We start from the raw sequence: 13,920 nt of genomic DNA, 5'->3' as shown, positions 1-13,920 counted from the left end.
TTGTAGGTTTTCGGATCATCGTCGGCTCGACACTCCCGGCGGTCCGGTGAAGGTCACTCCTGCGATAGCGGGAGGCGGATCCGCATGGCGGCACCGTCGGTGAGGTTGTCGACGGTGAGGGTGCCGTCGTGGGCGGTGAGGATGTCGCGGGCGATGGCCAGGCCCAGGCCGGCGCCGCCGGCGTCCCGGGAGCGACTGTCGTCGAGGCGGACGAAGCGGTCGAAGATGCGGTCGCGGTCGGCGGCCGGGATCGGCGGGCCGTCGTTGCCGACCACGATCTCGCCCCGGCCGTCCCGGGCGGCGAGGCTGATCGTGACCCGCTCACGGGCGTGCCGGACGGTGTTGTCGACCAGGTTGCGCACCACCCGGGTGAGCTGGTCCGGGTCACCGGTCACCCGGACCGGCGTGACCGCACCCTCGACCCGCAGGTCCGGATGCTCGGTGGCGACCCGCTCCCGCTCGGCGAAGACCAGGTCGTCCAGGTCGACGTCCTCGCGGCGGACCGGTTTGCGCTGGTCGTCGACGCGCGCCAGCAGCAGCAGGTCCTCGACGAGGCGCGACATCCGGGCGCTCTCGGCGCGGATCCGCGCGACGGACCGGCCCGCCTTCTCGTCGAGGTGCGCGGCGCACAGCAGGTCGGCGTTGGCGCGGATGGTGGTCAGCGGACTGCGCAGCTCGTGGCTGGCGTCCGCGACGAACCGGCGCTGGACGGCCGCCGACGCCTCGATCCGGTCCAGCATCGTGTTCATCGTCGTGGCCAGGGCCGCGATCTCGTCGTCGGCCTCCGGCAGCGGCAGCCGGGCGTGCAGGTTCGTCGCGGTGATCGTCGCGGCCTGCCGGCGCATCGCCTCGACCGGGCGCAGGGTCCGGCCGACGAACAGGAACGTGGCGACCCCCACCACGACCGCGAGGATCGGCACCCCGAGCAGCAACGCCGTGACGATGGCCTCGGTGCTGTCGGCGACGGCGTCCATCGACTCGGCGACCAGCACGATCCGATCGCCGTCCGGGGTGGCGACGCCGGTGGCCAGGATCCGCCACGGCTCCCCCTCGGTCAGCGACAGGTCCCTGGTCTCGCGCAGCCGGCGCCCGGCCGCCGGCCGTAACGTGGACAGGGCCGGCATGCCGGCGATCGCGTCGGACGCGCCGACCACCTCACCGTTCCGCGTCACCACCTGCGCCAGGCTGCGGCCGGCGCCGGAGGGCCGCAACGCCATCTCGAGTGCGGCCGCGTTGCGTGCGGTGAGCGCCGTGGTGACCTGGGCGGTCCGGTCGCCGGCGGCGGTGCTGACGTTGTCGAGCAGGATGACGCGGGCGGTGACCAGCAGAATCGCGCCCGCGACCACCGACGCCAGGACGACCACGACGCCGGCCGCCAGGGCGGAACGCATCCGTACGCCGAGCCGTTTCCGCAACGATGGGAGCATGCCGGTCACGCTAGTCAGGGCGTGCTGAAGGCGTACTGAAAGAGGCTCTTCAGGAATTTCTCAGCGGTGGCCGGGCAGCCTGCCAGGCCCGGCGGCACGACGGAGGGTGGAGTCCCATGAGGGTCCTGGTGGTCGAGGACGAGATCGCCATGGCGGAGACCATCCGGGACGGGCTGGCTCCGGAGGGGTTCACGGTCGACCTGGTCCATGACGGGGCCGAGGGGCTGTGGACGGCCACCGAGAAGCCGCACGGCGCCTACGACGTGATCATGCTGGACATCATGCTGCCCGGGCTCAACGGCTACGAGGTGTGCCGGCAGCTGCGCGCCCGCGAGGTGTGGACGCCGATCCTGATGCTGACCGCCAAGGACGGCGAGTACGACCAGGCCGACGGCCTGGACCTGGGCGCGGACGACTACCTGACCAAGCCGTTCTCGTTCGTGGTGCTGATCGCCCGGCTGCGGGCGCTGATCCGCCGGGGCGCCCCGGAGCGGCCCGCGGTGCTGCGCGCCGGTGATCTGACACTGGATCCGGCCGAGCGACGGGTGGCTCGTGGTGGCACGGCGGTGGCGGTCACGCCGCGGGAGTTCGCGCTGCTGGAGTTCCTGATGCGGCACCGCGGGCAGGCGATGACCAAGACCGCGATCATCGAGAACGTCTGGGACGCGCACTTCGACGGTGATCCGAACATCGTCGAGGTGTACATCGGATACCTGCGCAAGAAGATCGACCACCCGTTCGGCCGCACCGCGATCGAGACGGTACGCGGCGCGGGTTACCGGCTGGCCGACGACGGCTGAGCACGGGCGCGAGCGCTTGACAAACACCTACGCGTTGTAGGAGCTTGGCAGGCGTTCGGAGTAAGGGTCGACTAACTTGGAGTTCTCGTGGGCGGCGCGTTCTTCGCCAGTTATCTCATCGGCCTGCGGGACGGGCTGGAGGCCGCGCTTGTCGTGTCCATCCTGGTCACGCTGCTGATCCGGGCGAACCGGCGCGACGGCCTGCCGCCGCTGTGGACCGGCGTCGCCCTGGCCCTGGTCTGCGCCGGCGGACTCGGCGCGGTCCTCACCTACGTCGCCACCTCGGTGCTCTCCGGCGTCCGGCTGGAGCTGTTCGAGGCGGTGACCTCGCTGATCGCGGTCGCCATGGTCACTTGGATGATCTTCTGGATGCGCAGCAGCGCGCGGACCATCAAGTCGGAGCTGACCGGCAAGCTCACCGAGGCGCTCGGACTGGGGCGCTTCGCGGTGGCCGCGCTCGCGTTCGTCGCGGTGATCCGGGAGAGCGTCGAGATGGTGCTGCTGGTCTTCTCCGCGGCGCAGGCCGCCAGCGAGACGGTGGCGCCGCTGCTCGGCATGCTCGCCGGGGTGGCCTCCGCGGTGCTGCTCGGCGTGCTCATGTACGCGGCGGTCGCCCGCGTCGATCTCGGCCGGCTGTTCACCGGCACCGGCGTGTTGCTGGTGCTGGTCGCGGCGGGGATCGCGAAGTACGCGGTGCACGGGTTCCAGGTCGCCGGCTATCTGCCCGGATCCGCGGCCACGGCCTACGACTGGTCGGCCACGATCGAGCCGGCGTCCTGGTACGGCACGCTGCTGGCCGCGACGATCAACGTGACTCCGTCGGCGACCGTGCTGGAGGTGGGGGCCTTCATCGCGTACGCGAGCCTGGTCTTGATCTTGTTCTTGCGGCCGGCGGGAAAGCGGACCGCGGTGACCGCGTAAACATTTCTCCCTCCCCCGGAAAGGGTCCGCCCCCGGAAGGTCACTTCCGGGGGCGGACCAGACCGGTCGCGACGAGTTCGAGCATGACCGCGGCGGCGATCGCCTCGGCCGCCAGCAGACCGACCAGCACCAGCAGCTGGGTGGCGCCGGCCTGGACCGCGGAGCCGCCGCCGAGCAGGACGCCGACGAAGGCGCCGGGGAGGGTGACCAGCCCGACCGTCCGCGTCTGGTCCAGGGCGGGCAGGAGCGCCTGGCCCGCGCTCGGGCGGCACACCTCGAGGGCGGCGTCGCGGGGCAGGAACCCGAGAGCCAGGGCGGCCTCGTACTCGCCACGCCGGTCACGAAGCTCGTCCAGCGCGCGCCGGCCGGACAGCGAGGTCGCGGTCATCGCACCGCCGATCAGGATGCCGGCGATGGGCAGGACCGCGATCTCGGTCGGCGGGACCGTGCCCGTGGCGACGACCACCGTGCCGGCGACCCCGGCCCCGGCCGCGATCGGGGCGATCGCCGGCCAGCCCCGGCGCAGGGTGCTGATCCGCCGCGCGGAGGTGGCCGCGGCGACGAGCAGCATCAGCAGGACGAACCCGGCGGTCGACCACCACGATCGCAGGACGGCGGTGATCAGCAGCGACACCAGGGCGAGCTGCACGACGGCCCGGACGGAGGCGGTGACCACGGCCCGGGACACCCCGAGGCGCCCGATCGCGGCGGCCGCCGCGGCGACGAGCACCAGGAGGGCCAGCACCCCGGCGAGGACGGGCCCGATCACGATCGTTGCCTGGGTCATCCCGGCACTGTCGCAGATCCCGTCCGGGAGATCCGCACCCGGCGGTACGCCGCGACGGCGCCCACCGCGAGCAGGGCGAGGACCGCGCCGGCCGCGATGTCGCCGGGATAGTGCACGCCCACCCAGACGCGGGCCAGGCCGACGAAGACTGCCGCGACGGTCAGCACGACACCCCAGCCGCGGCTGAGGAACACCAACACGGCGAACGCGAGCGCGAACGCGGCGGTCGCGTGGTCGCTCGGCAGGGAGACGCCCGGGTCGTGCGGAATCAGCTGATGGACCTGGTGGCTCTGGAACGGCCGCAGTTGCCCGTTGAGATGCGCCAGCAGTTGCCCGCCGGCGAAGGCCAGCAGCAGCGCGGCGCCGACCTCGGCCACCGGCCGGACCTGACGGTGCCGCAGGGCACGAGCGGCGAGGAACGCCGCGACCAGGAACACCGGGAAGATCAACCAGGTCGCCGCGAACTCCATCAGGTCGTCCACGCTGTCGGCCCGTCCGGCGAGATCGTTGACGAGTTCGAAAAGCCGATAGTTCATCCGGGCAAACTGCCATCGACATCCTGTGAAACCGCTGAAGAACGATGCGGTCATCCCCCGGACGAGTCACCGCTCGCCTTCAGGCGAATTTCAGCTGGTGTACCGCATCGTGTCAGCCGACACCTCGCCGCCGGCCGGCGGCAGGTCCGGCACTGACAGGAGAGACGATGGAGTACTCCAGCGGTCTGCTCACGCGCACCGGGAGCACGTGGCTGACGAAGGTTCCGGCGATCACCGCCACCTTCTGGGTGATCAAGGTTCTGTCGACCACGGTCGGTGAGACCTTCGCCGACTACCTGGCGGTCAACGTCGGGCTCGGTCCTCTCGTGACCGACGCGATCATGATGATCGTGCTCGTGGCCGCCCTGGTCACCCAGTTCCGGACCACCAAGTACACGCCGTGGATCTACTGGCTGTGTGTGGTGCTGGTCAGCATCGTCGGCACCCAGATCACCGACTTCCTCACCGACACGCTCGGCGTCAGCCTGTACTTGAGCACGGCGGTCTTCGCGGTGATCCTGGCAGTCGTCTTCGTCGTCTGGTACCGGCAGGAACGCACCCTGGCGATCACCTCGATCGACACGCCCCGGCGGGAGGCTTTCTACTGGGCGGCGATCCTGACCACGTTCGCGCTCGGCACCGCCGCCGGTGACCTGGCCACCGAGGCGCTCGGCCTGGGCTTCCGCACCGGCGTCCTCATCTTCGGGACGCTGATCCTTCTCACCTGGCTCGCCTCGCGGTTCGGCGCGAGCGTGGTGGCGACGTTCTGGATCGCCTACGTGCTGACCCGGCCGCTCGGGGCGTCGCTCGGGGACCTGCTCACGCAGGCGAAGGACTTCGGCGGGCTCGACCTCGGCGCCAGCGTCACCAGCCTGCTCTTCTTCGGCGTCATCCTGATCCTGGTCGTCCGCGAGCAGTTGCTGGTCAACCGGCACGGGGTCGCGGTCAAGGGTCAGGGGCCGCTGGGCGGGCACCGCGGCGACTACGCCTGGGCGGGCGGCGCCGCCGTCGCGATCGCGATAGCCGGGCTGGGGCTCAGCAGCACGCACGGCACCAGCACCACCACCGACACCACGGCCGCCACCACCGGCGACGACACGACCGGCACCCCGTCCGCACAGACGCTGCACCCCACGACCAAGCTCGGCAACCTGACCCGGTTCGCCACGATCACCGCCGCCGTGCGGGCCAAGGTCGACCACAACGACCTGGCCGGCGGCAAGACCAAGGTCAAGGACCTCGAAGTCGCCTGGGACGACGCCGAGGCCGGCCTCAAACCGCGCGACCCGGCCAAGTGGAGCCGGCTCGACGGGGAGATCGACGACGTGCTGACCGCCCTGCGCGACGGAAGCCCGAACCAGGCCGACTGCGAGGCCCGCCTGAAGACGCTGACCGACACCCTGAACCAGTTCGACGGCGTGTGATCCGCTGCGCCGCGCGCGGTCAGCGCAGGATGCCGGTGTGACCGAGCGAGTAGCGGCCGGGTTGGGGCCAGACGCAGAGTCCGTGCGGCTGGTTCCCCACCGGGATGCGAGCGAGGAGGTGCCCGGTGGTGGTGTCGATGGCGTAGACCTCGCGGTCGTAGCGCCCGGAGAGCCAGAGGATGCGGCCGTCGGCGGAGACCCCGCCCATGTCGGGGCTGGCGTGACCGGGCAGCTGCCACTTCGCCACCACCTGGCCGGTGTGGAAGTCGAATACGGACACGCTGCCCTCGCCACGGTTGGCGATGTAGAGGTCGTGGGAGTCGCGGCTGGGATACAGGCCGTGGGCGCCGGCGCCGGTGGGCACGAACGTGCGTACGGCCAGCCGTTCACCGTCGACGATCCAGAGTCCGCTGGTCTGCATGTCGGCCACGTACCAGGTACGCCCGTCCGGAGCGATCTTGATGTCCTGCGGCATGGCGTGCCCGGAGAGGTGCAGGCGGGCGACGACACGTTGCGCGGCGGTGTCGACCTTGACGAGGTCACCGGAGAACTCGCAGGTGGCGATGAAATACCGGCCGTCGGCCGAGAAGTCGGCGTGGTTGACCCCGTCGCAGTCGACGGGAAGCGTGTGCCGGGCCGCCATGGTGTGCGGGTCGCTGAAGACGATCGCCCGGCGTGCCTCGGCCATCACCATCGCGAACCGGCCGTCGGGCGTGAAGTAGAGGTTGTACGGGTCGTCGACCGGAACCGGCCGGCCGAGCCTGCCGGTAGCCGGGTCGATCGGGATGAGCGTGCTGCCGGCGTTGTCGTTGATCCACAGTGTGCGCAGGTCCCACGAAGGCACCACATGTTGCGGACCGTGGCCGGCGGGGACGGTCCGGACCACCCGATAGGTGCCCGGATCGATCACGGACAGGGTGTCGCTGCCGAAGTTCGGCACGTAGACGAACGACCGGGCGTGCGCCGCGACAGGCGCGAGGGCTCCCGGGCGGTCGGCGGCGTACACATCCGCCGGGTCGAGCGGCAGCGGCATACCGGGCAGCGACGTGGGGGGCACCGCCGCGGCCGAGGGTGCGCGGAGCACAGCGGGCGCGGGAGCGGCGGCACAGCCGGTGAGGAGAAGCACCGCGGACAGGGCGGTGACGGGCAGTCGTGTCATGCGAACAACTCCGAGGTGGTGACGGGTTGCAGAGCGCGGGCGCGCAGGCCCGCCAGCAACGGGCCGATCGCGGAGACGGTTCCCTGGTGGCCGCAGTGCAGGCTCACGATCGACCCCGGACGCACGGCGGCGAGCGTGGCGGTGACGATCGCGGACGCGCCCGGGTCGGTGAAGTCACGGGGGTCCACGTCATAGGACAGGCAGGTGGGATACCCGGCTCGGCGGGCGGCCGCCTGGATCATCGGGGTGGCGTGCGGGGTCCGCGACGGGCGGAACCAGCGGCCGATCGAGCCGCTGACGCCCTGGATCACGCCGGCACAGTGGGTGATCTCGGCGTACGCGAGCTCGGGTTTCATGGTCTTGATGTCCGCGTGATGCTGGGTGTGGTTGCCGAGCTCGTGGCCGCCGGCGAGGATGCGCCGACCCAGCGCGGGCTGCGCGGCAAGCCACGTTCCGACGGCCAGCACGGTGACCCGGGCGCCGCCGCGGTCCAGCTCGTCGAGCAGATCGGTGACCAGTCCCGGATCGCCCTGCCCGTGGAAGGTCAGCGCCACGCGCGGCCGATCGCGTGGCCCGTGCCGCACTTCGCCGGGAAGGGGTGCCTCGGCCGCTCTCGACGGATTCGGCGGCGCGGTGGTGGGTGATGCGAAGTGATGCGGGGCGTCCGTACAGCCGGCGATGGCGCCGAGGGCGAGGCCGGTGATCGCGTGCAGTGCGTCACGACGTTGCATGGGGCGAAGTTAGGAGCGCGGCGATGAGAAAAGGCTGAAGACCCCACCAGGTGAAGTATCGGCAAAACCGAGCTTTCCCACGCAGAGCGCCTCTAGCGTTATACCGTCCCGCGTAGTACGTTGGGCGATATAACGCGGGACGGAGTAATCATGGTCGACGACCTTGGCCGCTGGGCCGAACCCGGACTGCTGGTCCTGACCAGCCTCGCCGACGGCGCGAAGCACGGCTATGCGATCACCACCGACATCACTGCGCAGGTCGGCGTCACCCTCGGCCCGGGCACGCTGTATGCGGCACTGGCCCGGCTGGAGGAGCGCGGACTGATCGAGGGCCTGCCCGCTGAGGGACGTCGCCGGCCCTATCGGCTCACGGCCGCCGGCGCCGCGGAGCTGTCCGCTCAGGCGGCCCGGATGCAGCGCCTCGCCGCACTGAGCCTGAGCCGGCTGCGGCCGGCATGAGCATGGACAGCCTCCTGATCCGGGCGCTGGTCGCCTGCTATCCGGCCGGCTGGCGCGACCGGTACGGCGAGGAGTACGCACAACTCCTGGCTGACCTGCGCGTGCACCGGCGACCCGCGTTGATCCTCAACTCGCTGCTCGGCTCGGTCCGGGCCCACGGAGGTGAAGCGTCGATGACCAAGCTGATCTGGGCGGCCGGCCTGTTCACGGTGGCCGGGATCGGATTCGCCAAGCTGGCTGAGGACGACGCCGACGCCGGTCACGGCATGGACATCCTGCTGGTAACCGCCGCGGCGGTCGCATCGACGGCAGTGCTGACCGCGGTGCTCCCCGACGCGGTCGCGCTGCTGCGCGCCCGCGATGCGCGGGCCCGGCGATGCGCTGCGGTTCCGGTCGCCGGCACATTGTTCTGGTACGCCCTGAGCCGCCTCGTGGTGGCCGTCACCGACGGGTATCCGGTGCACTCCACGGCGAACCTGATCGGGTTCGCGCTGATCGCGGTCACCGGGATCGGAGTGGTCGCGGCCACCGCGGCGACGGCGAGTACCGTCCTGCGCCGCGAGCCGGCCCGACCGGCAACCCTGATCACCGCCGGCGGTATGGCCGTCGCGACGGTCGCCGCCCTGGTCTGGGGCGTGCAGGAGCGGTCCGCGTGGACCGGCGATCGCGGCATCCTGGCGACACCGTTCGTGCCGTCGTGGCTCCTCGTCGTGCTGGCGCTGGCCGCGGCTACCGCCCTGGCCTCCCGACCGCTCCGGCGGCAGCCATGATCGAGACCAAAGCCGTGTCCAAAAGCTACGGCCGGCACCGGGCGGTCGACGAACTCACCTTCCGGGTGCGGGCCGGCCAGGTCTGCGCGCTGCTCGGCCCGAACGGCGCCGGCAAGACCTCGACCATGCGCATGCTGGTCGGCCTGACCACCCCCGACACCGGCACGGTCCGGATCGCACAGAGCCCGGTGGCACTCGGGGCCGAGGTGCTACGCCGGGTGGGCGTGGTGATCGACGGCCCGGCTTTCGTCCCGCACCTGAGCGGGGCCACGAATCTGCGGCTGCTCTGGTCGGCGACCGGCTCGGCCTGGCCCCCGCCGGCCCTGGACGACGCCCTGGAGCTGGCCGGGCTCGGCCCGATGCTCGACCGGAAGGTCAAGGCGTACTCGATGGGCATGAAACAGCGGCTCATCCTGGCCGCCGCCGTGATGCGCCGACCCGACGTGCTGATCCTCGACGAGCCGGCCAACGGGCTCGACCCCGCCGAGGTCCGGGCGCTGCGCCGGCACCTGGCCGCCCGCGCCGCCGACGGCGCCACCGTCCTCGTCTCCAGCCACCAGCTCGCCGAGGTGCAACAGCTGGCCAGTCACCTCGTCGTGATGAACCATGGCCGGCTGGTCACCTCGGGCCGCCTGGACGACCTGCTCGGCGCCCACGAGTCACTCGAGGACGCCTACCTGGCCATGACCGGAGGAACCGACGATGCTGCGGTTTGAGCTGACCACCCAGCTCGTCCGGCTGCGCAGCCTGATCTCGCTCGCCCTGCTGGCCGCCGTCCCGGTGGCCGCCGCGGTGTCCTTCGCGTCCTCGGCCGGGCACCGCAACGGCACCGAGACCGGCCTGTTCGGCGCCTCCCCGTTCTCGGCCCTCAACCACGCCATGGCCGGCCTGCAATTCATCGGCCCGCTGCTGCTGCCGATCGTCGTCGCTCTGCTCGCCACCGCCATCGCCTCGGCCGACCGCGACTGGGGCGTCTTGCGCTACCTGTACGTCGCCCCGGTGACCCGCGGCCGGCTGCTGGCGGCCAAGCTCGGCGCGGCCGCGGTGGCGGCGGTGCTCGCGGTCGCCTGCGGGCTGGTGGCCGGACTCGTCTCCGGATGGATGCTGTTCGGCTGGCACCCGTTCCATGTGCTCGGTGCGCCGGACCTGAGTGCCGGCACGACAGCCACGCGGGTGGTGGCAGCGGTCGGCTACATCATGGTGTGCATGGTCGCCATGGCGGCGATCGCCTTCACGGCCGGACTGCTGCTGCCGCGCGGCGCGGAGGCCCTCGCCACGGCCGTGGTCTTCGTGGTCCTGGCCAGCATCGTCAACGGCCAGCACGCCCTGCACGCCGTCGCCGTGTTCCTGCCGGTGCACTACTGGCAGAACTGGACCGGTCTGTTCGACCCGGCGGGCCCGCACAGCCTGTCGCTCGGCGTCGCCGACCAGGTCGTCACGATCGCCGTGTGCGTGGCGGCGAGCTGGGCCGTCCTGTGGCGCCGCGACCCGGCGGCCTGACCACCGTTCGGGTGGTCAGGCCTGCGGTGACAGGCCCGCCCGGTTGGCGATGATGACGAGTTGGACGCGGTCCCGGGCGCCCAGTTTGTACAGCAACCGCGCGACGTGGACCTTCGCCGTGCCCGGCGTGATGAACAGGCGCCGGCCGATCTCGGCGTTGGTGAGTCCCTCGCCGACCAGGGCGAGCACCTGCCGCTCCCGGGCGGTCAGCACGTCCAGCTCCGGCGACGCCGGCGTCCCGGGCACGGCGCCGGTGGTGAAGGCGGCGATCAGCCGGCGGGTGACCTTCGGCGCCAGCAGGGCGTCGCCGGCGGCGACGACGCGGATGGCGGCGTGCAGGTCGGCCGGTGGCGCGTCCTTGAGCAGGAAGCCGCTGGCCCCGGCGCGCAGTGCCCCGTACACGTACTCGTCGAGGTCGAAGGTGGTCAGGATCAGCACCCGGGACGCGCATCCGGTGGCGGTGAGGCGTTGCGTGGCGGCGATGCCGTCCAGCTCCGGCATGCGGATGTCCATCAGCACGACGTCGGGTTCCAGCCGCAGCACCTCGTCGACGGCGCTCGCGCCGGTCGCCGCCTCGCCGACCACGGTGAGATCGTCCGCGGTCTCCACGATCCCTCGCAGGCCGGTACGGATGAGCGCCTGGTCGTCGGCGATGACGACGCGGACGCTCACGACGCCTCGTCCGCGGGTTTCGGCAGCGTGGCGTGCACCCGGAAGCCGCCGCCCGGCACCGGGCCGGCCATCAGGGTGCCACCGTAGAGCGCGACGCGTTCGCGCATGCCGGTGAGCCCGTGTCCCTCCTGCCGGACGTCGCCGCCGCGTCCACCGTCGACGATGTCGAGGACGACCGCGTCCGGACGGTGTTCCACGGTGACGCGGGCAGTGCCGGTGCCGGCGTGCCTGACCACGTTGGTCAGCGCCTCCTGGACGATGCGATAGGCGGACAGGTCCAGCCCCGGGCTGAGCCCGGCCGGGTCGCCGGTCACCGCCACGTCGACCCGCACTCCCGCCCGCTCCGTGTGCGCCACCAGCCGGGGCAGATCGGCCAGGCCCGGAGCCGGGTCGTCGTCGGCCGGATCCGGCTCGGCGGTGCGCAGCACACCGAGCAGCCGGCGCAGCTCGGCCAGGGACTGCCGGCCGGTCGTCTCGATGGCCACCAGCGCCGCCGCCGCCTCGGCCGGCCGGTCCTGCACGACGAGCCGCCCGTAGGTGGCCTGCACCGTCATGACGGTCATGCCGTGAGCGACGACGTCGTGCAACTCACGGGCGATCCGGGCCCGTTCCCGCGCGGCGCGGTCCGCGGCACGCTGCCCCTCGTGCCCCACCAGCTCCTCGCCGTAGCGGCGCCGCTGGCGCAGGGCGACGCCCACCGTCCAGGCGACCGCGAGCACGAGCGCGAACGGCACGATGCCGCCCGGCCGCCGCAGCGACGGCAGCGCGCTCGCCACCGGCCCGGTCAGGGCGGCCGCGAGCGCGACGGCCGCGACCGCCGGACGGTGCCGTTCCGCGCAGCGCAGCAACGCGTAGGCGAGCGGGACCAGCGCGATCCACGCATATCGCGACGAGATCGGTGACAGCCAGAACACCGCCAGGGCGCCGGCGGCAGCGGCCAGCGGCCAGCGGCGCGCGGCGGGCACCGTCGCGGCGGCGAGAGCGGTCGCCGCGACGGCGAGCGCCGGATTGCTCTCCCGGGCTCCGAGGATGCCGAAGGCGAACAGTTCGAAGGCGGCGGCGGCGAGTCCGTCGAGCAGCAGCCAGCGCACCGGGCTGATCCGGTGCCACAGCGGGGCGCGAGGTTCGATCGGCACGAGCGTCAGCGTAAGGGCGCCCGGCCCGGCCGTCGTCTGCCCACAGGCATATGCCCACGGCCGGACGCGGTGGCGGACCGCGCGGCCGCAGAGTCGGCGACATGATCGAAGTGCATCGGCTCACGAAGCGGTACGGCACCGCCACTGCCGTCGACGACCTGACCTTTTCGGTACGACCTGGGAGCGTCACCGGCTTCCTCGGCCCCAACGGCGCCGGCAAGTCCACCACCATCCGCATGCTGCTCGCCCTGACCACGCCGACCGCCGGGCGGGCGCTGGTGAACGGCCGGCCCTACCGCGACCTGCGGGAGCCGCTGCGCGAGGTCGGTGCGCTCGTCGACGCGGCGGGGCTGCACGGTGGCCGCACCGCGTACCGTCACTTGCACTGGCTCGCGGCCGCCAACGGCCTCGGCCGGCGCGCCATCGACGCGGCTCTCGGCACGGCCGGTCTGACCACGGTCGCACACCGGCGGGTGCGCGGCTTCTCCCTGGGCATGCGGCAGCGCCTGGGGATCGCGGCCGCGCTGCTCGGCGACCCGGCGACGCTGGTGCTCGACGAGCCGGTCAACGGCCTGGACCCGGAGGGCGTGCACTGGATCCGCGGGCTGCTGCGCGGCCTGGCCGGCGAGGGCCGCACCGTGCTGGTGTCCAGTCACCTCATCAGCGAGCTCGCTCTGGTCGCCGACCGGCTGCTGGTCATCGGTGGCGGACGGCTGCTCGCCGACGACACGGTGGAGGCGTTCAGCCGCGGGCACGCCACCCTCGAGGACGCCTACTTCGCGTGTACGGCCGGCGCCGTGACCTACCGCGGCGGAGGTGTGCGATGAGGGCGGTCCGCGCGGAGTGGAGCAAGCTGTGGTCGGTGCGCTCGACGTGGATCACGCTCGGCGCGGCCGTCGCCCTGACGGTCGGCCTGGGTCTCGCCGACACGATCAGCACCGTCCGCGGCTGGGCGACCGTGCCCGCCGCCGACCGGGCCGCGTTCGACCCGCTGGGCAGCGCGTTCGCCGGACTCACCTTCGCCCAGTTGGCCTTCGGCGTCCTCGGCGTGCTCGCGGTGACCTCGGAGTACAGCTCCGGCACCATCGTCGCGGCGCTCACCGCGCAGCCCCGCCGGGCCGTCCTGTTCGCGGCGAAGGCGGCCACCGTCTTCGGGGTGTCGTTGATCGCCGGCGAGGCGCTGGCCTTCGGCAGTTACCTGCTCGGGCAAGCGGTCCTGCACGGCGAGCACCTGGACGTCGGCCTGGGCGCCCCGGGCGTGCTGCGGTCCGTGGCCGGCGCCGGGCTGTACCTGTGCGTCGTCACCATGGTCGGCCTCGGACTCGGCGCGTTCCTGCGCCACCCGGCGGGAGCCACGTCGGCCCTGATCGCGGTGGTGTTCCTCGCCTACGGCGCCGCCAAAGCCGTGGAGGGCTGGTCCTATCTGCCGTCGCGGCTGCTGCTGTCCAACGCCGGCGACGTGGTGGCCCAGGTGCACGCCGTCGCCGCCAAGCCCCGGCTGCCGTCGCTCGGCCTGGCGTACCTGGACCTGGCGATGTACCTCGCGGTCGCGGTCGGGCTGGGCCTCTGGCGCTCCACCCGGGATGTTTGAGGCACGG

The 13,920-nt window shown here is 72.3% G+C and carries 16 protein-coding genes; 9 read left to right on the top strand and 7 right to left on the bottom strand.

Features of this window, described 5'->3' with window-relative positions; all coding sequences use genetic code 11:
• Nucleotides 1-53: 53 nt before the first annotated feature.
• Nucleotides 54-1,427 carry a sensor histidine kinase gene (locus Aiant_RS40920; protein WP_229829961.1) on the bottom strand — a complete coding sequence of 458 codons (1,374 nt, stop codon included), beginning with the start codon at nt 1,425-1,427 and terminating at the stop codon, nt 54-56.
• 116 nt (nt 1,428-1,543) lie between these two features.
• On the opposite strand from Aiant_RS40920, the gene Aiant_RS40915 reads away from it, so the two are divergent.
• Both Aiant_RS40915 and efeU read left to right on the top strand, forming a co-directional pair.
• Nucleotides 1,544-2,227, top strand: a complete 684-nt coding sequence (locus tag Aiant_RS40915) for a response regulator transcription factor (RefSeq protein WP_189330016.1) — start codon at nt 1,544-1,546, stop codon at nt 2,225-2,227.
• Between the two features lie 87 nt (nt 2,228-2,314).
• Nucleotides 2,315-3,148 (top strand): iron uptake transporter permease EfeU, encoded by an 834-nt coding sequence (gene efeU / locus Aiant_RS40910; RefSeq protein WP_189330015.1) that lies wholly within the window; start codon nt 2,315-2,317, stop codon nt 3,146-3,148.
• A 40-nt stretch (nt 3,149-3,188) separates the two neighbouring features.
• Here efeU and Aiant_RS40905 read toward each other — a convergent pair whose 3' ends face one another.
• Together Aiant_RS40905 and Aiant_RS40900 are read right to left on the bottom strand one after the other, a co-directional pair.
• Complete coding sequence (locus Aiant_RS40905; RefSeq protein WP_189330014.1) at nt 3,189-3,935, bottom strand: ABC transporter permease; 747 nt, start codon at nt 3,933-3,935, stop codon at nt 3,189-3,191.
• Entirely contained in the window at nt 3,932-4,471 is a 540-nt protein-coding gene (locus tag Aiant_RS40900; RefSeq protein ID WP_189330013.1) for a phosphatase PAP2 family protein, read from the bottom strand. Before Aiant_RS40900 ends, Aiant_RS40905 begins: the two co-directional genes overlap by 4 nt.
• Before the next feature lie 167 nt (nt 4,472-4,638).
• Here Aiant_RS40900 and Aiant_RS40895 point away from each other — a divergent pair, with 167 nt between their 5' ends.
• On the top strand, nt 4,639-5,895 hold the full coding sequence (locus tag Aiant_RS40895) for a COG4705 family protein (protein WP_189330012.1): 1,257 nt from the start codon (nt 4,639-4,641) through the stop codon (nt 5,893-5,895).
• A 19-nt stretch (nt 5,896-5,914) separates the two neighbouring features.
• On the opposite strand, the gene Aiant_RS40890 is transcribed toward Aiant_RS40895, so the two are convergent.
• Both Aiant_RS40890 and Aiant_RS40885 read right to left on the bottom strand, forming a co-directional pair.
• Complete coding sequence (locus tag Aiant_RS40890; RefSeq protein ID WP_189330011.1) at nt 5,915-7,054, bottom strand: YncE family protein; 1,140 nt, start codon at nt 7,052-7,054, stop codon at nt 5,915-5,917.
• On the bottom strand, nt 7,051-7,785 hold the full coding sequence (locus Aiant_RS40885; protein ID WP_189330010.1) for a polysaccharide deacetylase family protein: 735 nt from the start codon (nt 7,783-7,785) through the stop codon (nt 7,051-7,053). The genes Aiant_RS40890 and Aiant_RS40885 overlap by 4 nt, the downstream gene beginning before the upstream one ends.
• Before the next feature lie 150 nt (nt 7,786-7,935).
• Between Aiant_RS40885 and Aiant_RS40880 the strand changes: the two genes are divergently transcribed.
• The 4 genes from Aiant_RS40880 to Aiant_RS40865 are packed head-to-tail and all read left to right on the top strand — an operon-like array spanning nt 7,936 to nt 10,514.
• Nucleotides 7,936-8,244 (top strand): PadR family transcriptional regulator, encoded by a 309-nt coding sequence (locus tag Aiant_RS40880; protein WP_189330009.1) that lies wholly within the window; start codon nt 7,936-7,938, stop codon nt 8,242-8,244.
• Nucleotides 8,241-9,014 carry a hypothetical protein gene (locus tag Aiant_RS40875; protein ID WP_189330008.1) on the top strand — a complete coding sequence of 258 codons (774 nt, stop codon included), beginning with the start codon at nt 8,241-8,243 and terminating at the stop codon, nt 9,012-9,014. The genes Aiant_RS40880 and Aiant_RS40875 overlap by 4 nt, the downstream gene beginning before the upstream one ends.
• A complete protein-coding gene (locus Aiant_RS40870) occupies nt 9,011-9,730 on the top strand; it encodes an ABC transporter ATP-binding protein (protein WP_212846749.1) in 720 nt (239 codons plus the stop codon). The genes Aiant_RS40875 and Aiant_RS40870 overlap by 4 nt, the downstream gene beginning before the upstream one ends.
• A complete protein-coding gene (locus Aiant_RS40865) occupies nt 9,717-10,514 on the top strand; it encodes an ABC transporter permease (RefSeq protein ID WP_189330006.1) in 798 nt (265 codons plus the stop codon). Before Aiant_RS40870 ends, Aiant_RS40865 begins: the two co-directional genes overlap by 14 nt.
• Before the next feature lie 15 nt (nt 10,515-10,529).
• Here the strand turns inward: Aiant_RS40865 and Aiant_RS40860 are convergent, their stop codons facing one another.
• Both Aiant_RS40860 and Aiant_RS40855 read right to left on the bottom strand, forming a co-directional pair.
• Nucleotides 10,530-11,186, bottom strand: coding sequence for a response regulator (locus Aiant_RS40860; protein WP_189330005.1), 657 nt, complete (start codon nt 11,184-11,186; stop codon nt 10,530-10,532).
• A complete protein-coding gene (locus Aiant_RS40855) occupies nt 11,183-12,322 on the bottom strand; it encodes a sensor histidine kinase (RefSeq protein WP_189330004.1) in 1,140 nt (379 codons plus the stop codon). The genes Aiant_RS40860 and Aiant_RS40855 overlap by 4 nt, the downstream gene beginning before the upstream one ends.
• Before the next feature lie 101 nt (nt 12,323-12,423).
• Here Aiant_RS40855 and Aiant_RS40850 point away from each other — a divergent pair, with 101 nt between their 5' ends.
• Nucleotides 12,424-13,149, top strand: coding sequence for an ABC transporter ATP-binding protein (locus tag Aiant_RS40850; RefSeq protein WP_189330003.1), 726 nt, complete (start codon nt 12,424-12,426; stop codon nt 13,147-13,149).
• Nucleotides 13,146-13,913, top strand: a complete 768-nt coding sequence (locus Aiant_RS40845) for an ABC transporter permease (protein WP_189330002.1) — start codon at nt 13,146-13,148, stop codon at nt 13,911-13,913. Before Aiant_RS40850 ends, Aiant_RS40845 begins: the two co-directional genes overlap by 4 nt.
• The last annotated feature ends 7 nt before the right edge of the window (nt 13,914-13,920 follow it).

This window comes from Actinoplanes ianthinogenes (assembly GCF_018324205.1).
In the GTDB taxonomy this organism is placed as follows: Bacteria; Actinomycetota; Actinomycetes; order Mycobacteriales; family Micromonosporaceae; genus Actinoplanes; species Actinoplanes ianthinogenes.
The sequence above is the reverse complement of the archived record's forward strand: the minus strand, read 5'-3'. Positions and strand labels throughout refer to the sequence as shown.